Source organism: Paenibacillus kyungheensis (assembly GCF_028606985.1).
GTDB lineage: Bacteria > Bacillota > Bacilli > Paenibacillales > Paenibacillaceae > Saccharibacillus > Saccharibacillus kyungheensis.
Window position 1 is genome coordinate 5,216,069 of sequence record NZ_CP117416.1, and the last position, 19,509, is coordinate 5,235,577.

Consider the following 19,509-nt stretch of genomic DNA (forward strand, 5'->3'; position numbering starts at 1 on the left):
TCTTTACTGAGAGTACAGCTTACTCTATACATCCAAGCCAAACTAACACCCGACTATAACGTGTATATCCACATACAAAATAAAAACCACTCCTAAATACAGAGTGATTTTTTTAAAAAGAATTTCACTTTTATCGTCAGATCGTTCTCTTTGAAGCTAATTACCCGTTTGTATCTAACATTGCCGGCATATTGATTTCTTTGACACAAGAAGCTTTGGACAGATTCATCACGCATTTGACTAAAGAAACCAAATCTTGAAGTGGAATCTGGGTTCCACCATATGTAGACAACACTTTTTCAATTCCATCTTCTAACGGAATTTGAGTTGCAATCTCACCCGGATTTATACAAGTGACACCAATTCCGTATTTCTTCACATGCTCTCTGATCGAATTGCCAATACCACGCAAACCAAACTTAGACGCTGTAAATGAGACTTGTGTGAAATCATTATGCTCCAGACCTGCTGTAGAACCAATTAAGAAAATCTTGGCGTTATCTGACTTTTTCAGATTCGGTAAAAGCTTCTGGATACAGGTAATTGTAGAAGTCACATTGATATTGATAATGTTCGCAATTTCAGCGGGATCATCGTTTTCAAAATTATAATCATCTCTGAACCCTTTGCTCTCCCATATGCCTACATTGTATATCAAGACATCTATAGTAACATCGTTCAGTGTATTCGCAATCAGCGTGCTTGCATCTGGTTTTGCCAAATCAGCTTCAATCCAATGTTTTTCAATACCATCTTCAACATCTAAACTATTAGGATACGTTCTAGAAACCACCCATACACGATCACCTTTTTCGGGTAGTCCGTTAACGAATGCTTCACCTAATCCTTTACTGGCTCCAAAAACAATAAAATTTTTCATAACATACGTATCCTTTCGATATCATTTTTTATAGCTTATGCTTAAACATCATTTTACCCATTTACATATCGCGAAGCAACGAAGCATCTAAATACGCTTTTCCCAAATATCCACTACAGAGCACAGGACGTGCAAGGATTTCATATGTTTTTGGATACTCTGGTGCTTCTTCAGACCAGACTTCAAATGAATCGAACTCTTCCTTCGAAATCTGATGATACTCCGCAGTGTCTGTGATACCTGTTAACATCTCAAATACATAAATATCATCGCCAAATTTCCCTACAGACTGGTATTGCCCTGTTTTCATACGTATATAGTCGGTGTATCGGATACTCATCGTTTTCACCCATTCTTTAATTAAATAGCAGTATAGGATATACGTACCCCATATTTTAGTAGGTATTATACACTGATTTAGTTTACGCATACAAATGAACACAACATTACTACAATATCAGTGGTTGTACTTGGATAAGTATTTATATCAATCTTCCACCAACGAATGAATGTTTACTTACATCTATCCTTATGCAAGATACTTATTCCACCGTACACAAAATAAAACTGCGCTATGGATGCGCAGTTTTACGGATTATTTTGGCGTAGCAGTTGTAAATCCTTGTTGTCGCCGCAACCTCATTCTAGAAATCACGACTTCTATGACGATCAGATTAGGAATCCAACAAAGCCAGGCGACAGCCCGAAACGCCGCCTCGAAATCGCCAAGCAGAAAAATCAACGGTGCTAACAAGATTCGAAGCGTAACCGCCGAAAACGTCAGTGCATAACTGCGAAGCATCCATACTTTATGAGCTTGGATGTCTTTAACCAGAATTTTTCTCGTTGCCATAAACGTAGTCGCCACCCAGAGTACATCGAGCGACATGAACCCAAGCGAGGAAATCCAACCTCCTGTCGCAAAAATAGATAAATACACATTCACGATCCCACTCACTGTAATCGAAAGAACATATCCATAACCCATTAGGCGATGCCAACGTTTTCTGCCATTAGTTGGCTTTATAAATAGTTGAAAGGGTCCTATAATCAAAGCAAATATCGCGGTAAAAATATGGGTGTATAGTACGTATATCCATGGTTGCAGTTCAAAATTCGGTTTTTGCAATTTGAACGAGACAAGCCCAGCATTACTAGCGTTGAGAAAGCCATACTGAACAATGGCATATCCGGCAATCGAAATTGCGAGAATGAACACAAGTCCCCTAATTATTTTATTTCCCATATGAATGCCCCTCCTCTGTTGTTGTATGCCAATCCAGCCTGTCGCTCCTGTAACTAATACACGCATTTTCAAAAAGCTTCTTTCCTATCGGTAGGATATTTACTCTAAGTATAGGGGATTGAATACTGTGGTCTTTGCCTTTTCTGTCGGAGTCCTTGCCTAATTCAACAGATTCCGTCACTTCATAAAGAAAAATCCGCTAGGCTCCATGCCCGCGGAAATTAAAAATAAGTTTACGTATGCGTTTCACTTCAACTGCTGCTGTTCCTGGCGCTGCCTTGTGATATCTCTAGGCTAAAGGGGCTGTTTGTTATCAGCATAATAGTTCTAGCATGTTTTACAGTCGCTATCTGTACGACAATCCTCAACAGTTTGCTTTACTTATGATACGGCTCCCCGCGATTAATCTTCACCGCCCGATACACCTGCTCCACGAGCACCAACCTCATCAACTGATGCGGTAACGTCATCCGTCCAAAGCATAACTTCTGTTGCGCTCGCTTCAGTACCTCATCCCCAAGCCCATGACTTCCACCGATCACAAACACCACATGACTGCTACCATACGTCCCTAACCGATCCAGTTCACTCGCTAGATCTTCTGAACTCCATAGCTTCCCATCTAGTGTCAACGCAATTACATGTGCATCTGGCTTGATCTGAGCCAGTATCCGTTCGCCTTCTTTGTCTTTGACGATCCGTACTTCTGCATCGCTTAACGTATCCGGTGCTTTCTCGTCGTTCACTTCAATCGTCTGGAATTTGATGTACGGCGTTAATCTTTTGCTATATTCGGCGATTCCTTGTACTAGATATTTTTCTTTTAATTTGCCGACCCCAATAATCTGTATATGCATAACGTTCTCCTTCGTCTATCCTTTGGCTGATCGTGAGCCTATTACTTTTAAGTGTACACTATCTAGCCTTGGGCAAGCATCCCCCTTAAGAAATAGACATTGCGGGTACAAGCGTTTCCCACTGTTCTTTGTTCACCTTTCCAGTGAAGCGATACACCGGTTGGTAATATCCTTTCGAATCATAGTTATATGCAAGCTCATATTTCTCAACGGTTAGCACGTCGCCTTTCTTCAGATGATTATACATATAGAAATCCCCTTGAAGGATGTACGCATATGCTTGTGCCGGACTTATTACGTCTACTTTACGTACATACTCATTCTTATTCATCGCATCAAATAAATCACGAGGCGCCTGCTGATCATCAGCAGAAGGTATAATCATAATCATGCCGTCGGCAAAATCCTTTTCGTCCTTTGCAACAGCACCCACTGATTTTTGGATATCCCATCTCAGTGTATCCTCGTTCTGTATGCTAAATACGGTATCAGCAGGTAACATATCATTGTCTAGCATCCATTTTTCGTAGAACTCTCTTTGCGTTGTTAGTTCTTCCTTAGTGAGCTTAACCTCTTCACCACTCGCATTATACAACTGCCATACACCATCCTGCACGTTATAGTTGAACGTATACGAGTTGCTGTTATTATCGGTAAATGACCATATTCGATTCATTCCATCCACTCGTTTTCCTTGCTTCTGCTGAAGATGGAAAGATGGTTGAATAAGCGCAGTTATATGCTTGCCATACTCCAGATTATAAATCCTATGATTAACATAGAGTGAAACTGGCTCCGCCTTCTCTGGAAGCTTGGTAGCTATATTAACTTCGACCCCATCCATATTCTGCTTGATTGCTGGTCGAATTGAGAGATTACCCAACTCTTTTGCCTGATAGACAGCTAACGCACCGGTAAACAATAGAACAAACGCTATGGGAATGCACAGCGCAAGCCCTGTCGATTTGAAGTCTAGCTTTCGCTGATTCACACTGTTTAGAATAGCCTGCATGATCAAGTAGCCTGCTATACTGCCTAGTGTGTTGTGCAAAATATCGTCTAACTCAAAAATACCCCTTTTGCTAAGCACCTGAGTCAGCTCAATACCAATAGTTACGATTAGAGAAATCACTAGTACAGGAGTAAAACGCCGCGTTCGAATGCTCAGCAGTGGCAATAAAAAACCAAGTGGCATAAACATCATCATATTAAAAATAATAAGTTGAAGCTCGCTGAGAGACCATTGATTCCACGCACTCAGATAGCCGCTAAACAGTCGAAAATTCACCCACCCCTCAAAGTTTTCCCCTCTGCTGAATGTAGTTAACATCATAACCAGACCAAACCACATAATGAGCAAATAACCTGCTGTAAACTGTGTGACCGAGAACTTTCTCTTGCCACCTCTTTTTCGATATAAAACATAAAAAAAGAAGGTAACGCCTAAAAGCACTAACGCTATAATGATTACCTTTGGTAGAAGTGGTAACAGCGCGCCAAGTATTCCTTGAATATCCATGTGTGTACTCCCTTCATTTTGGCTGTATGAATAATACGTTTTGCCACAAGGAAGACACTGCTTACTCGTATTTTGTAACAACATATACAAAAAATGACTAGATACTTCCGTACTACCGTGATCACAGCTAGCGATCCAGTACGGTAGCTGGTAATCTTTATTTTGAAAAATGAAGTATACACGTAAGTAAATTCATCTAGAGCAACTTCAATTCATATCCAAAATAAAAAAAGCCTATTCCGCAAAGAATAAGGCTTCTAATTTCGAACATTTCAGAGCTGTATAGTCTGTTGATGATACAAAGCGAAGATTTCAATCCGTAAAATGGATTCATGTTTCTGATATTAGTAAATTTATTTTAGTTTAGTTAAAGTTGTACTGTTAATCATCTTCATGGGGCATTTGGGCTCTATACAAAATGTCGTACTTAAGACTTTCTAATACAAGAAACAATACTTATAATCATTAATCATTTGTATACGCATAACGTTTTCCTTTAGATATCCTTTTGCTACTTATATGTATAGGCTCATTATTCTACTCATCTGAATACTCTGATAAATTGAAAACTCCCCGCACGCTAACTGTATCTCAGTCGGCATGCAGGGAGCACTTATGAAGCCATCTTTTCTTTTATCGGCATTTAGTAATAGGTTGTGAATACCTTTTTAAAATAATAATGGATTTATTTCCTTTTTGTTCCATATAACTATTTTAATGCTTTGACGACTAATGCAGCATATGCACGCGCACCCGATGGATTCAAATGGACACCGTCTGGAGCAAAGTATGAATCTTGTCCAGCACTGGCGGAATACCAGTCGATAATCGTAATGCGTGAATCTTCTGCGGCGGCATCGCTAAGTGCCTGATTGACTACACTTTCCCATGGGCGAGGAACACGTGTATTCACTACAATAATTTTCTTCACACTATCGCTTTTCAGATCAGCGAGCAGATCGTCTAATTGCTCTTTGGTAAATGATCCATTCGTTCCAAGTTCTAAGATCACTTTGTGACCCAGTTGTCCGTTACGTGAAAGCTGTTGGACGACTCCAGATGCTTCGGTTAACTGTCTGCCAATTTTGCCATCGATTACAATACCTGGCATCGCTTCGCTCAAATAAGGAGCGACATCTAACATCACAGAATCGCCGATTGCGCTGATGCCTTTGCCAGAAATGGTATCGACTTCTGTCGTTTTAACCGGTTCTTTATGCGTAGAATTTGATTTTTTTTCTTCAGTACCTGTTTTACTAGTTTCTGTTGTTGGTTGCTTACTTTCTGGTGAATCTTCTGTAGTTGCTGTTGAACTTTCTTTGGACGGATCGGTTGAATCTCCTGCAGTGGATGATTCTGGATTGGTATGATCCGTTGTTGCTGGATGAGAAGATACATTTTTAGGCGCAGGTGTGATCACCGTTGCTGAAGGTTGCGCTGCATGTTGTGCGATAGCCGTATCTTCATTATTAGAAATAAGATGACTGATTGCTGTTGAAGCCAGTACGAATACAACCAAAATGACAGCTCCATGCAACCAGACTCTAGATCCCATATGCTGTAACCGATATTTGAGACGAATACTGCGGAAGCCGTTGTATCGAATCGGTTGTTCTATATATCGCCACGATAACTCTGCAAGGGCTAGACTGACGGCTACTTGTACAATACTTTTGATAATCGAAGGTTCTGTTGTACTGATCTGTGAAGTCGAGAGTGTGATCACCGGGAAATGCCACAGATACAGTCCATAAGATCTTTTGCCTAACCAGCGTAAAGACTTGCAACCGAGCACAATCGCAAGGCGACTTGCTGGATGAGCCAATGTGGCAATCAGCAGTGCTGTGATGATGGCGATAAGCACCATTCCACCACGATATAGAAATGGCTGATATTCATTCGTATGCCAGATCATCCAGCCCAGTACGAATAACGTCCCGACACCGACAACATCTAGTACGGTACGTGCTTGAGAAGAGACGCGAGCTTTGAGCTTGGCACTTGGCCATACAATCGCAAGCGCCGCTCCGATCAATAGTGCAAAGATACGTGTATCTGTTCCATAGTAGACACGACTAGGATCGCTACCCGGTTCATATAATACAGCCATTAACAGTGCTGAGATTGCAGCTAGACTCAGAATCCAACCTGCTAGATTAACACGTTTCGGTAGGAATTTCAGCCCTAATGCAAGTAGCAATGGCCAGATTAGATAGAATTGTTCTTCGACAGCCAGCGACCACAGATGACCGAGTGGTGAAGCCGGGCCGAAGCTTTCAAAATACGATACTTTATGGAAAATAAACCACCAGTTGCTGACATAAAATAATGCCGCAGGTACATCTCCCATCAGTGCTGGCAGACGTGAATGATCTACGACCAGACACCATAACACGACCAAGATGATCATTGCGAACATAGCAGGTAATAAGCGTCTTGCGCGTCTAATCCAGAAGTCGACTAGATCGAATCGATGATGACGTTCCCATTGCCCTGCAAGAATATCTGTGATGAGATAACCGGATAATACAAAAAATATACCGACACCTAGTAATCCACCGGGCGCCCAATCTATATTAAGGTGATACAATACTACTGCCATGACAGCAAAAGCACGTAACCCATCCAGTCCTGACATGTAACGGTGCTGTTGAAGCGGTTTAGACATGACGTAACCGCCCCTTATGTAAAAGTGCCCAGATGTTATTCATTTCTTCTACCCTTTCTGTACATGTTCCTCATTTATTTACCCATTTTCTATTCTTTTATTATATAGAAGTACGCTATTCAGAGAATCTCAGCAAAGTTAAAAAATAATGACAGTAACGTCAAAATATAAAATGTTATGCCTCATATAAAAAGCACATACATTCTGTTCAGACCAAAGGAAATAAGGAACCGCGCTTACGGTTCCTCCCCCTTTTGATCCGTTCATGATCTGTACGTGCTGGTTAGAATGCCTGTTAGTTATAAATTCATGATTACATTCACTTTATTTCTCTCTATACAACGCCATTTCATGAATACCTAAGTCACTGTATAATAGTTGCGATCTTGTTACCTGCTCTGGTTAGACCACCAAAAATTCAGCATGTTGTTCGCAATAACTACATTTTGCAGGCGGGTCCCAGTCCGAAAATTCGGTCTCTTTTAGATCGACAACATCCGGTGCTTCTTCCAATTCATCTACGAATTCTTCCAATGCTTTTTCAATGTGTTCTTTACATACGACATACATCAATAGGGTCAAGCTCCTTTACTGGTTCAATATCTATATCGGCAAGTAGATCAATCAGGCTTGGACAGAAGTTGAAGAGTAATATCCTTCTTCACGCCATCCCGATAATAGGTGATCTCAAGCGAATCACCGACCTTCTTATGATTATACAAATACTTGCGTAAATCAAGTGTAGAAGTGATTTTTTGTTGATCCAACTGCACGATAATATCATCGGCAAGTATCCCTGCTTCTTTGGCAGGTCCACTAGCTTCGACGACAATAATACCGTCGGTTACCCCTTTCGGTAACTCTGGCTTTTTGTAATCTTTTTCTTGTTCATCGAACAAACGATATGCATTTTTATTATCAAAGTCTGTTGTATATACGCCCAGGTATGGACGGCTAATTTTACCATTTTTAATCAAAAGATCGACATTCTTCATGACTTCATTGATCGGAATTGCAAATCCCAGTCCTTCGACACCGGTATCCGAGATTTTCATCGTATTGATGCCGATCACTTGTCCGTTCAAATTGACCAATGCTCCGCCACTATTGCCTTCATTGATCGCGGCATCGGTCTGAATCACATTTTGTTCCCAATCATACGTACCGTCTTGATTAAGCGATACTGGAATCAGACGATTGTTGTAGCTAATAATTCCTGATGTCATCGTACCATTAAATCCTAGTGGATTGCCAATAGCCATCACAGTCTCGCCTAATTGAAGCTGATCCGAGTTGCCTAATTGAGCGATCGTATCGATATTTTTACTGCTAATCGACAGCACAGCAATATCGCTTATAAAGTCTGTACCTACAACAGTCGCGGCTAATGTGGTTCCATCGCTTAGCACTGTTTTGACTTGATCTGCGTCTTGAATGACATGATTATTCGTGACGATATAAGCTTTACTGCCTTCTTTGCGGAAAATAACTCCTGATCCAAGTGCAGACTCATTCAATGTAGACGACTCATCTTGATAATTCACAATACTCACCATCGCCGGACGCACTTCATTCGCGACATGAATTAACTGTTCATATGGATTACCGTCTGTTTGTTGAGTCGTCGTAGGAACGATACTGCTAGCGACAACAGAAGAAGAGGAGCTGCTGCTATACCATCCGAATAAGCTAATGATCGCTATTACTGTTACTGCACTACTGATCGAGCTAATCGCTATTACTTTGATCGTAGAAGACGATCTGGAACGTCCAGCTAAGGAACGATTTCGATAAGATGAAAATGGCACAGACATTTTACGTTTGGATCGCCGTGATACTTTGGTGTTGTAGAAATCATCATCAAATAAGCTCATGCTGATCGCCCCTTTGCTTGTCTATGCTAATCAGATTAATTATATGATTTCAATTTTACCAAAAATAACCATTTTCTGAAACTGAATTTATTTGTCGCTTATAATATCCCATGGTGTTGGACGATCATAATATGTTTCACATAGCTTAAATTCGTGATCTTTATAAAAGCAGCCTCTACTCTCCATCGCATCACGTACTGTTAGCTTGGCAAGTTCCATCATATTGTGATCTCGACTCAAGTGAGCAAGATAAGTACGCTTGGTTTTGCGTGTAAGTAGTTCACTTAATGCTTCGCCTGCTGCATCATTCGATAAGTGACCGATATCGCTAAGAATCCGTCGTTTGGTATTCCATGGATATCTGCCCATCCGTAGCATTTCAATATCGTGATTCGCTTCAAGCACTAATACATCAGAACCAGCAATACTTTGCATGACTTTATCGCTTACATATCCAAGATCAGTAGCTAGACTTAACTTTTCATCTCCATCTGTAAAAAAATAACCTACAGGCTCTGCCGCATCATGCGAGATCCCGAACGATTCAATTCGCATCGAACCGAATGTAAGATGATCGCCTGTTTGCATAATTTGCTTTTGCTCTGGTGACAATTTGCCGATCGAACGTTCCATCGCGCCCCATGTTTTTTCATTTGCATAGATCGGTAATTCGTATTTTCGAGCAACAGCTCCTAATCCTTTAATATGATCAGAATGTTCATGTGTAATCAGAATCCCATGAATCTGTTCACCGGTAAGATCGCGTTCTTGTAATAATTCACCGATTCGACGTGCACTCAATCCAGCATCGATCAGGATGGTTGCATCTTTATTTTGAACAATAGTCGCATTGCCTGTTGATCCACTTGATAAGACTGTAAACTGTATTCCCATGTGTCTACTCTACTCCTTATTTTCTGCCGCTGGAGGAACAATCACTTCTCCATTTATTGCTTGTACATAATAAAAAGCTCCACTATCTAGAGCAATACGCCATACCGGTACAGCGAGCTGATGCGTACTGTCCAGTGTCTGCCCGTAAAAGCCGAGCGCTATATCTTTCACTACCGAACTTTCGGGTATTTCTTTTTCAATTAAGCTTCCAAGAGCATTCGATGCAGAGATAATTTCTTGCTTCGGTTGATCTTGATTGGCACTTACTGTCCATTGAGGCTCTGTATACGAAGTAATCTTCTGATTACTATAATACAACTGTAAATTCATATTAAATAGAGGAAGATCACTATTAATAAGCGGATGAAGCATAAATACACTTTCTTCGCTCACTAACGGATCATACCGATAATTTTCGATATCAGGAATTTCGTCTGCTAATTGATTACGTAATTCGTCTTCATTAAAGATTAATTGACTATCGACAGAGCTTTTCAGCTTAATCGGAGTCTCTATAACATCTTGTCCGTTATACTGGTAAATGATTTTGGACAAAATAGGTGTATCTCTTGGAATCTGTGCGGTGACCTGAATATGTTTCTCTTCCATCGCTTGCTGCGCGTTATCGCTTAAAGAGGTAAAGTCCAGATTGGATTGGGCTTGATCACGTACATCCACCCACAACTGGTATCCCAGTAAAACGTTTAGCAATAAAAAAGCACAGATCAGTACGCTTTTTGCTCTTCCCCAATCCATCGTGGACCTCCCAAATCATGTTCATTTTTTCATGCTTGTATTCGTATTGCTTGAGTTCAGTACAATACTTTTGCCATCTTGCAATTTAACCATCCATACCGGACTCAGCACAATCACTCCATTACCAAGTGTAGGACGATATGCTGGATAAATATTACGAATCATCTGATCAGCAGGAATCTGCGCTTTGATCAAGTTCTGTAATGCTTTGCCGCCCGGTAATGAGATCACTTTGGCTCGTGTAATATTCGATTCATTGATTGGCGGATTGTTAGCACCGGTATACAACATCGAACGTTCATAAGAAGATACTGTTCCATGCTCCATTACAAGCTTCATATAGCCGAATTTTAATTTGTCGGTATCTACAATCGGATACGACTGAATATACTGGCGGAAAATAAACTCTTTATCATCATTTGTGTTATTATCCATCATCAGCATATAGGATCCCGGCCATCCACCATGTTGATTAACAAAATCGATCGCAGATAATACATTATCCGAAACATTGTTCGTTCCTGTTGTTGGTGCTGTCGGATCGGTATAGGTCATCCATTTCTGCTTGGTATCGACCTGTAGACTGCGCTTGCTATCGGTATAAATTTCGGTTCCATTTTCTTCATTAATATTACGGGTTGCTCCTGGATCAAAAAACAGATTACGCTGCATCTGTTCTGTTGTATACATTTCAAGCTTGAGTGTCAGTGATTGAATATTCAGCGCTGTCTGCGGAATATAATAACCGTCTGTTTGATAAAGGTAATTGATCGAATCTGTACTCATTATCATCATCTGCTGAATATCTGTATTCGTCCATGCCATATCTGTGGCTTCATAGACTACATCTCCACTAGCACTAAAAAAGAAAGCGCGTGGTTTGGTACTGTTCGTTGTGTTATAGATCCAGATTCGGTTAACAGTATCGCCTTCAAATAATGAGTCTGGGCTAATATCCAATGTGCGTTCCAACAGACTTACAGGGATTCCGCTACTGAATGTCATTTCTAACCCGGCATCATTACGAATTTCATTCCAATTAACCGTCTGCACTGATAATCGTCTAAACTGACTAAAATTGCTACCTTTTAGACGGCTATAAATCGCATTGTAATTCGATGATGCCGGATAGAATACCGTGTGTTTATTATTTTTAAGATGCACAATCATCTGATCTGGAAAAATAGTATTTTCAATCGTAGTCCGTGGACCCATATCTTCAGTCTGCACATAACTAGCTTCCGAATTAGCCACCGAATCTGCTCCAGGCATCCGGTAAATCAGGTAATAACTCTGTACCAAACTGACTACGATTAAGCCTACAAGTAAGATGGATTTGATATTTTCTCTCAATGTACTCCATCTCCTTCTTCATGCAAAGGTAGCGTAACAGTGACTTTGGTCCATTGTCCGAACTCTGATTCAAGGGAAATATGACCTTCATGAGCAAGCACCATTTCCCGGGCAATAGAAAGCCCTAATCCGGTTCCTCCCATATTGCGAGAACGTGCTTTGTCTACTCGATAAAAGCGTTCGAATATCCGATCCAAGTCTTGCTTAGGAATCCCGATGCCTGTATCGGTAACCGTTATCGCAACCATACCATCTTCTGTACTATAAGCACCCAGTGTCACTTTACCACCATCCGGTGTGTATTTTAACGAATTAGAGACTAGATTATCGAGTACTTGATCCATATGATCTCGATCTATCCATACACTACCAACATCAATATCGAGATCGGTAGCCGATTGAATATCTTTTTGCTGCATTTGTACAGAAAAGCGATCAATCGTATCTTCTAACAGTTCTCGCACATCCGTACGTTGCTTGCGTAACATCGCTTCGCTAGAATCTAAGCGTGATAAATGAAGCAAGTCAGTGACTAGCCGAATCATACGTTGCGTTTCATTTTGGATTACACCGATAAATCGTTCTGCCAGCGCACGTTCTTCTAGCGCTCCATCTTCCAATGCTTCCGTGTAACTTTTAATCGTAGTCAGCGGAGTACGTAATTCATGCGATACATTAGCTACGAATTCACGCCGAGCGCCTTCTAACTTTTCTTGCTCTGTTACATCTTGCAATACGGCAATAATACCAGTAATGCTTTCTTTACGGCGATGGATCGGGCTAAAGGTAACACGTACAATCGAAGAATTACCTTCATATTCCTCGCCTAATTTGAGCACTGTACGGCGAAGTGTGCCGTTTAACAATTTGGTACGTTCATTTTCAGGCAGGTGCAAAAGGTCTGCTAACTCTTTACCTACAATCTCTTCTTCACTAACATTCATCATCGTTCCAGCGACTCGATTAAGTAAAATAACGCGACCTTGTTCGTCTGTAGCTACAACGCCATCACTCATATTTTTCAATATCGAAGCCAGTTTATCTTTTTCTTCTTCATTCTGCGCAAGTGCATCTCGCAGACGACTGGTCATATAATTAAATGCTTCACTTAGCTGACCGATCTCATCATCGCTATAGACGGTCATCTGATGATCAAAATTCCCCTCTGCTACTTCTTTGGCTCGGCGGGTCATTTCTTTGATCGGTTGTGTGATCGTATGTGCTAGAATCACTCCAAGCACAGCTGTTAAAGCGAGCGCAATCAGAATACCGGATAAGAAAATACCATTGATACGCTTCATCGTGCTGTACAATTCTTTCATAGAAGCAACAATATAGACAGCACCTACTGTTTTGCCACCGCTAATTACTGGCTTGGCAACAACACGCTTGCGCTCTCCTGTCTCATCAATAATATATTCTTCATTATCGCTTATTCCTTGTAATGCACGACTAACTACGGTTTGCGTATTACGACGACCTTCCAGATCGGCACCTGATTGTAAGGAGGAAATAACGACCCGACCACTGATATCAAGTACCTGAATTTCTTGAATCTCTGTGCCGCTCATATTGTATAGATTATCAACCATCAATTTTAGATCATTGATCGCATTAGAACCTGCTTCACCACTACCCGACCATTTATCTGCTGCAAGTACCGATAGCAATTCAGCACGTTCTTGTAGATCCTGTGTAAAATTACTGGTTAACGAGTTTTTCATCGCGCTCACAAAATAGACGCCAATCAACTGCATCGCAATCAAAATAAGCAGTACATAAATAATAATCAGCCGTGCTTGAATCGTACGGCTGAACCCTGGAAGCAACGGAAATCTGCGCTTCACGTTATAGTCCTCCTGATTTTGGACTACGCATCATATAACCAAGACCACGACGCGTTAAAATGTATTCGGGCTTACTGGGATCGTCTTCAATCTTTTCACGTAATCGACGAATTGTAACATCGACTGTACGAACATCTCCAAAATATTCGAATCCCCAAACAGCTTGAAGCAAATGCTCACGCGTCATGACGCGACCTGCATTTTTCGCCATATAATACACCAATTCATACTCTCGGTGTGTCAGATCAAGCGGTTGATTTTCTTTATAGACCATATACATATCTGTATCAATAAATAGCTCTAACAATCGAAGCCCTTTTTTCTCTTCTTCTTTGGCAGCTGGTGCAGTTGGTACTGCTGTTAATTTCTGCTGACGACGAATCTGTGCTTTGACACGTGCTAACAATTCGCGTGTACTAAATGGCTTGGTGACATAATCATCTGCGCCGAGTTCCAATCCCAACACTTTATCAATCTCAGCATCTTTAGCAGTTAACATAATAATAGGCATATGCATACGTGTACGTATTTCACGGCATACATCCATCCCGTCTTTTCCTGGCAACATCAGATCCAATAAGATTAAGTCCGGTTCTTCTGCAAATGCTAATTCAACAGCCGTTACTCCATCAAATGCACAGATGACTTCATAACCTTCTTTTTCCAAATTAAATTTCAATATATCTGCGATCGGTTGTTCATCATCGACAACCAGAATTTTCCCTTGCATCTGTATTATTCACCCCATGCCTGCCTGTTATGGTTTTATTTTAACATATCCCTTTACTCCACGACATCATCAGTACTATGCAATTTCAATAGATATATACAAAAATACAGCTTCTATATCAAAAGTATATAGAAGCTGTATAGAATTCTACTATTCGATTTATGGTAAGTATCCTAGTGGATTCTGAATCGCACCACCACTGTGTACTTCAAAGTGTAAATGAGTTCCTGTGGAATGCCCTGTATTGCCCATTACACCGATATGTTGTCCTTGCTCGACAATAGCGCCTGTACTGGTATCAATCTGGCTTAAATGTCCGTATAACGTCTCATAGCCATTGTTATGATTAATAATAATGACATTACCATAACCGGTCATTGTTCCTGCATAGCTGACGACACCATCATCTGCTGCCATAACAGAAGAACTGCCGACAAGATCGATCCCTTTATGTGTTTTGCCCCATCGTTGTCCAAAAGGACTGGTTACACTTGCTCCAGATACCGGCCAGATAAAATTACCTGATCCTTCCCCTTGTACTACTTTGGTTCCTTTAATGATTACTTTAGGTGATGATTTCTTCGTCACCTCTTGACCTAACCATTCTTCACGTAACATCTGACCATTTTGTTTGGTTACCCGATAATCGATCCGTTTAAGTCCTGTACTTCCTTGAGCTACCACTTTGGACTCACCTTCACGCATACTATCGCTTTTCCGAATCTCTACAGAAGGTTCTGTCACAATCTGCTCGGAATAATCTTCAAATGTAGTGACTGTAATCGGCGGTTGCGGAACCGTTAATGTTAATTCATCACCGATCTGCATCGCCATTTCATCAATTTTGGGATTATTCGCAAAAATCTCTTCTTGAGTAATATCATGATCTGATGCTATCGAGCTGATCGTATCACCTTCACGTACCACATAAGTTGTTGGTGATTCTACACCTGTTGTCATGACTTTCGCTAACTGTGTACTGCTTAACAATTTATTAGGATTGGCTTTGATTTCACCAGTAGATACTTTTTGCTTTAATGTCACCGATTCTAAGCCTGTGACTTGTTTTGGATAAGCTTTAGTAGATGTTTTGGTAGAAGCTTTAGCCGATTCTGCTTTTTTCGTATACTTTTCTTTCACTTGTTCTAGAGCGGCATCGATCACTTTCTGGTCTTTAACAATGCCGATCACTTTGCCATCGACATTCACTTCTACACTTTTAGCATAGGCAGTAAGCATACCATCCAGTGTTTTGAGTGTGTTTGCAGAATTGACCTGTGCTTTGTAAGCACGTTCTTCTGTAGTTGTAATGCCATTGGTATTCAGTACCATCGTCGCTTTTGGATACTTCTTCTGATATGCTGCCCGCTTCGTTGTAAATAACTGCTGTAATTCTTCCTTATGCAAAATCGTACCGATAGCCTGTCCTTTGACAGATACCACATAATAAGGAATCGTATTTGCTGTTACATAATGATTGCCTGCCCAAATAAGCCCGCCAACTACTACCAGACCTCCAGCAGCAATCATCAGACGACGACGCATTTTATTTTTCCCCTTGCGGATCGAATCGACTGTAATGGTATACCATGCTGATGGCGTCTCTGATTGATCGGTTGATTGCTGTTCGTTCTGCACTTCTAACTGTGGATCACGCGACTGATCTTGCTTGGGCGTGTTCCCCATCCCCAGTTTGCTTCTAAACCCTTTCATGACCGTCTCCTTTTATCCTTATCCCTATTCATGGTTAGATACGTTATTAGTGAAGTTCAGTTAATTGTTATAGTTATAAGTAGTAATTATTAAAAATTGTCATCTAAAAGTGTCAAAAAATTAACCTTTTCTACTCCCCGTTTACTTTACCATAATCTCGACAAAATTTTCAACTTTACTGTTCATTAACATTTGTTTGCTGATGGATAGGAATCACAGTACGACAAAAAAGGCACCCTCGCGGATGCCTTTTCTATTTTATTTCTATTAATTATGATTTCTATAAGTGACTTACTATAATAGTAGCTAATAATTACAGATAGATCGGTGCTACTTGATTTGTCTGCTCACGATTACGTCCTACAGAGAAGATAGCAATCGGAATACCAGTCAATTCAGAGACACGAGTAACATAATTGCGTGTTGTTTCTGGCAATTCGTCCAATGTCTTCACGCCAGTAATATCTTCGCTCCAACCTGGCATTTCTTCATAGACTGCTTCACATTCAGCAAGCATTTTGAGACTTGCAGGGTAGTGAGTAATAAACTCGCCTTTGTATTTGTAGCCAGTACAGATTTTGACTGTATCCAGACCTGTTAATACATCTAAAGAGTTCAAAGACAATCCAGTAATACCACTTACACGACGTGCATGACGAACTACAACACTATCGAACCAGCCTACACGACGTGGACGACCAGTTACTGTACCGTATTCATGACCTTTTTCGCGGATAGTATCACCTGTTGTATCTAACAATTCAGTAGGGAAAGGACCATCACCCACACGAGTTGTGTATGCTTTCGCTACACCAATAACTTGTTGGATTTTGGAAGGACCTACTCCAGAACCGATACATACTCCACCAGCAGAAGGATTAGACGAAGTCACAAATGGATATGTACCTTGGTCGATATCCAACATTACACCTTGTGCGCCTTCAAAAAGAACACGTTTGCCAGCATCGATCGCATCATTCAACACAACAGATGTATCTTGTACATACTGACGAAGAATTTCAGCATAACCTAAGTAATCTTTCAAAATTTCTTCTACATCTACAGGCTCGCCGCCATAGACTTGTGTAATCACTTGATTTTTTTCTTTTACTTGATGACGCAATTTAATTTCAAATTCTTCCGGGTCCATCAGATCAGCAATACGAATACCCGAACGAGCTGTTTTGTCCATATAACAAGGGCCAATCCCTTTACGTGTAGTACCGATTTTGTTAGGACCTTTGCGATCTTCTTCCAAAATATCCAATACCATGTGGTACGGCATAATTACGTGAGCGCGATCGCTAATCGTTAAGTTTTTGGTAGTGAAGCCATTGTCATGCACATAGTTAATTTCATCGATCAATGCGGATGGATTAATAACCATACCGTTACCGATTACACAAGCTTTATCTTCGTAAAATATTCCAGAAGGAATCATAGTTAATTTGAATTTTTTCTCATTAATTAGGATAGTATGACCTGCATTGTTACCACCTTGGTAACGTGCAACAAGATCAGCACTCTCCGAAAGATAGTCTGTAATTTTACCTTTTCCTTCGTCTCCCCATTGCGTTCCCACAACGACTACAGTTGACATGAAATCATTCCTCCGTAGGTGTTTTTATACACCGTGAATTTGAGCTGTCCGTTGCAAAAAACAACTGATCAACAGCGAATATATTGCAAACAGCCAGACAGCATGAAAACTTCCTTGCGAGGAACGGTCAGACGTGTGCAAATCATAATGATCCGTTTCGCAGCGGAAGGGCATAGCAGTGCTGTAACGCAAAGACTTACTAAAGCAATGTAAGCTTTTCAACACCATTATCAGTGTAACAGGCTGCTTTTTTAAAGTCAAATGAAAAGCGAACAATACATTCAATTAAAAATATTATCGTTCGGAAATGATCACTTAACTTCTCCATACTCCACCTTTACTTAACGTCAAACCACATTTTTGGTAAAAAGAAGCGTGTTCTTCTGTAAACGTACAGGTTACAATTTCAATTTGATGATGCTTAGCTTGCTGTAATAGCGTATGTACCAGATGAGTTCCTAGCTGTTGATAACGATAGTCAGGATGAACAAGAATGTCTTCTAAATACCCATGTTGCAATCCCATACCTGAAATATAGCCAAATGCAATCAATCGCTGTGCTTCATCTCGCGCTCCTGCATAAAACTGACACCGCTCTAATAAAGCAGGATAATCTTGCTCTCGTCGCTCTCGTCGCTCCCATCCTACCGCTTCCCGCAGATCAGGTACTTCGTGAGGTTCGATGGATAGATTGATATGGATATGTTTTTTCATATATTACACACCCTTTCAAAAAGAAGTCAGTCTTTAAAAAGCCTATCTACAAAAGAAAAGAACCGCCTGAGCAGTTCTTTTGTTATATATTGATATTCATTTGTTTACGTAACTCTTCTATCTTAGAACCAATTTGTTTGGCTCCATCTTCAGATAAAGGGGCATGCATAGTAAGGGTGTGAATAGTATTCGTTTCTTGCTCGGATTTACCGTATAGGCGTGAGTATCTACGAGGTATAGCTGATCTTGCCTTTTGCAAAGCAAAATATCCATAAGTTCCACGTCTTATTTTGTTTGTCATTGGCATCACATCCTCTCTCTGTAGTATAACATAATCAAAGATTTCCCTATAGCTGGATCAAGCAAATAACGCGAGTAATGATCTATATTTCCAATAAACTGAGCACGATATACCCGTTCATAATAATCAATTAAGTTTGTTTTGGGTGTAAGTACTACAAACCCATCAAATCCAGCATCAAAACTAATCTTATACGCACAAGCGAACAGCACTTTACCAATATTAATATAGGAAACTGTACGTTGATGTTGCGGAGATTTTTCTACTAAAGCAAGCTCTACAAATAAATTGCCCTGATCTTTTCGATATGCCAAACAGCCATGAATCATTCCATGGCTGTCGACTAACTTCAAAGCAGTAAATATAGAGTTAGATTGTAAGTAAATATTCCAATCAAATGATGCTTCCCAACCTAATTTAGCAGAGATGTGTGGCAAATCTGATGTAGTTAAAGGAAAAAAATCAGCAAATGTGATAACGCCCGCTGTATCTTCAAGAATCCAAGGCACTTTCTACACTCCTCTATCCACTACTTACTATTGAAATAATATGTTGTA

18 protein-coding genes are annotated in these 19,509 nt (G+C 40.5%); all 18 read right to left on the reverse strand.

All coding sequences use genetic code 11. The features are described 5' to 3' along the window. Positions 1 to 160 precede the first annotated feature (160 nt). Positions 161 to 880 carry an SDR family NAD(P)-dependent oxidoreductase gene (locus tag PQ456_RS22715; protein ID WP_273614269.1) on the reverse strand — a complete coding sequence of 240 codons (720 nt, stop codon included), beginning with the start codon at positions 878 to 880 and terminating at the stop codon, positions 161 to 163. 61 nt (positions 881 to 941) lie between these two features. After that, the gene (locus PQ456_RS22720) at positions 942 to 1,220 is read right to left on the reverse strand and encodes a hypothetical protein (protein WP_273614270.1); all 279 of its coding nucleotides are present in this window, start codon (positions 1,218 to 1,220) and stop codon (positions 942 to 944) included. 255 nt (positions 1,221 to 1,475) lie between these two features. Next, positions 1,476 to 2,126 (reverse strand): DUF2306 domain-containing protein, encoded by a 651-nt coding sequence (locus PQ456_RS22725; RefSeq protein WP_273614271.1) that lies wholly within the window; start codon positions 2,124 to 2,126, stop codon positions 1,476 to 1,478. A gap of 377 nt (positions 2,127 to 2,503) precedes the next feature. Continuing rightward, entirely contained in the window at positions 2,504 to 2,983 is a 480-nt protein-coding gene (rlmH, locus tag PQ456_RS22730; protein WP_204825774.1) for a 23S rRNA (pseudouridine(1915)-N(3))-methyltransferase RlmH, read from the reverse strand. Between the two features lie 85 nt (positions 2,984 to 3,068). Then, the gene (locus PQ456_RS22735; protein WP_273614272.1) at positions 3,069 to 4,502 is read right to left on the reverse strand and encodes a VanZ family protein; all 1,434 of its coding nucleotides are present in this window, start codon (positions 4,500 to 4,502) and stop codon (positions 3,069 to 3,071) included. A 709-nt stretch (positions 4,503 to 5,211) separates the two neighbouring features. Then, entirely contained in the window at positions 5,212 to 7,170 is a 1,959-nt protein-coding gene (locus tag PQ456_RS22740; protein ID WP_273614273.1) for an acyltransferase family protein, read from the reverse strand. Between the two features lie 402 nt (positions 7,171 to 7,572). Next, positions 7,573 to 7,740, reverse strand: coding sequence for a CxxH/CxxC protein (locus tag PQ456_RS22745; protein ID WP_069326412.1), 168 nt, complete (start codon positions 7,738 to 7,740; stop codon positions 7,573 to 7,575). A gap of 50 nt (positions 7,741 to 7,790) precedes the next feature. Then, a complete protein-coding gene (locus PQ456_RS22750; protein WP_273614274.1) occupies positions 7,791 to 9,044 on the reverse strand; it encodes a S1C family serine protease in 1,254 nt (417 codons plus the stop codon). 87 nt (positions 9,045 to 9,131) lie between these two features. After that, the gene (locus PQ456_RS22755; RefSeq protein ID WP_204825770.1) at positions 9,132 to 9,938 is read right to left on the reverse strand and encodes an MBL fold metallo-hydrolase; all 807 of its coding nucleotides are present in this window, start codon (positions 9,936 to 9,938) and stop codon (positions 9,132 to 9,134) included. 9 nt (positions 9,939 to 9,947) lie between these two features. Then, on the reverse strand, positions 9,948 to 10,649 hold the full coding sequence (gene yycI / locus PQ456_RS22760) for a two-component system regulatory protein YycI (protein ID WP_373462055.1): 702 nt from the start codon (positions 10,647 to 10,649) through the stop codon (positions 9,948 to 9,950). Positions 10,650 to 10,715: 66 nt separating this feature from the next. After that, positions 10,716 to 12,047, reverse strand: a complete 1,332-nt coding sequence (locus PQ456_RS22765) for a YycH family regulatory protein (RefSeq protein WP_273614276.1) — start codon at positions 12,045 to 12,047, stop codon at positions 10,716 to 10,718. Next, complete coding sequence (gene walK, locus PQ456_RS22770; RefSeq protein ID WP_273614277.1) at positions 12,044 to 13,894, reverse strand: cell wall metabolism sensor histidine kinase WalK; 1,851 nt, start codon at positions 13,892 to 13,894, stop codon at positions 12,044 to 12,046. Before walK ends, PQ456_RS22765 begins: the two co-directional genes overlap by 4 nt. A gap of 1 nt (position 13,895) precedes the next feature. Further along, positions 13,896 to 14,624, reverse strand: coding sequence for a response regulator YycF (gene yycF, locus PQ456_RS22775; RefSeq protein ID WP_273614278.1), 729 nt, complete (start codon positions 14,622 to 14,624; stop codon positions 13,896 to 13,898). 159 nt (positions 14,625 to 14,783) lie between these two features. Then, positions 14,784 to 16,337, reverse strand: a complete 1,554-nt coding sequence (locus PQ456_RS22780) for a M23 family metallopeptidase (RefSeq protein ID WP_273614279.1) — start codon at positions 16,335 to 16,337, stop codon at positions 14,784 to 14,786. A gap of 313 nt (positions 16,338 to 16,650) precedes the next feature. Further along, positions 16,651 to 17,937, reverse strand: coding sequence for an adenylosuccinate synthase (locus PQ456_RS22785; protein ID WP_273614280.1), 1,287 nt, complete (start codon positions 17,935 to 17,937; stop codon positions 16,651 to 16,653). Positions 17,938 to 18,252: 315 nt separating this feature from the next. Beyond that, a complete protein-coding gene (locus PQ456_RS22790; RefSeq protein WP_273614281.1) occupies positions 18,253 to 18,651 on the reverse strand; it encodes a GNAT family N-acetyltransferase in 399 nt (132 codons plus the stop codon). An 82-nt stretch (positions 18,652 to 18,733) separates the two neighbouring features. Beyond that, complete coding sequence (locus tag PQ456_RS22795; RefSeq protein ID WP_273614282.1) at positions 18,734 to 18,952, reverse strand: hypothetical protein; 219 nt, start codon at positions 18,950 to 18,952, stop codon at positions 18,734 to 18,736. A gap of 5 nt (positions 18,953 to 18,957) precedes the next feature. Continuing rightward, on the reverse strand, positions 18,958 to 19,461 hold the full coding sequence (locus PQ456_RS22800; RefSeq protein WP_273614283.1) for a hypothetical protein: 504 nt from the start codon (positions 19,459 to 19,461) through the stop codon (positions 18,958 to 18,960). Between the last annotated feature and the right edge of the window lie 48 nt (positions 19,462 to 19,509).

Excerpts from the sequence above, each read along its gene's own strand:
- PQ456_RS22755 (WP_204825770.1), bottom strand. The coding sequence starts at position 9,938 with ATGGGAATACAGTTTACAGTCTTATCAAGTGGATCAACAGGCAATGCG.
- PQ456_RS22735 (WP_273614272.1), bottom strand. The coding sequence starts at position 4,502 with ATGGATATTCAAGGAATACTTGGCGCGCTGTTACCACTTCTACCAAAG.
- PQ456_RS22785 (WP_273614280.1), bottom strand. The coding sequence starts at position 17,937 with ATGTCAACTGTAGTCGTTGTGGGAACGCAATGGGGAGACGAAGGAAAA.
- rlmH (WP_204825774.1), bottom strand. The coding sequence starts at position 2,983 with ATGCATATACAGATTATTGGGGTCGGCAAATTAAAAGAAAAATATCTA.
- PQ456_RS22745 (WP_069326412.1), bottom strand. The coding sequence starts at position 7,740 with ATGTATGTCGTATGTAAAGAACACATTGAAAAAGCATTGGAAGAATTC.
- PQ456_RS22795 (WP_273614282.1), bottom strand. The coding sequence starts at position 18,952 with ATGACAAACAAAATAAGACGTGGAACTTATGGATATTTTGCTTTGCAA.
- PQ456_RS22725 (WP_273614271.1), bottom strand. The coding sequence starts at position 2,126 with ATGGGAAATAAAATAATTAGGGGACTTGTGTTCATTCTCGCAATTTCG.
- PQ456_RS22750 (WP_273614274.1), bottom strand. The coding sequence starts at position 9,044 with ATGAGCTTATTTGATGATGATTTCTACAACACCAAAGTATCACGGCGA.
- PQ456_RS22720 (WP_273614270.1), bottom strand. The coding sequence starts at position 1,220 with ATGAGTATCCGATACACCGACTATATACGTATGAAAACAGGGCAATAC.
- PQ456_RS22715 (WP_273614269.1), bottom strand. The coding sequence starts at position 880 with ATGAAAAATTTTATTGTTTTTGGAGCCAGTAAAGGATTAGGTGAAGCA.
- PQ456_RS22740 (WP_273614273.1), bottom strand. The coding sequence starts at position 7,170 with ATGTCTAAACCGCTTCAACAGCACCGTTACATGTCAGGACTGGATGGG.
- PQ456_RS22780 (WP_273614279.1), bottom strand. The coding sequence starts at position 16,337 with ATGAAAGGGTTTAGAAGCAAACTGGGGATGGGGAACACGCCCAAGCAA.
- PQ456_RS22790 (WP_273614281.1), bottom strand. The coding sequence starts at position 18,651 with ATGAAAAAACATATCCATATCAATCTATCCATCGAACCTCACGAAGTA.
- yycF (WP_273614278.1), bottom strand. The coding sequence starts at position 14,624 with ATGCAAGGGAAAATTCTGGTTGTCGATGATGAACAACCGATCGCAGAT.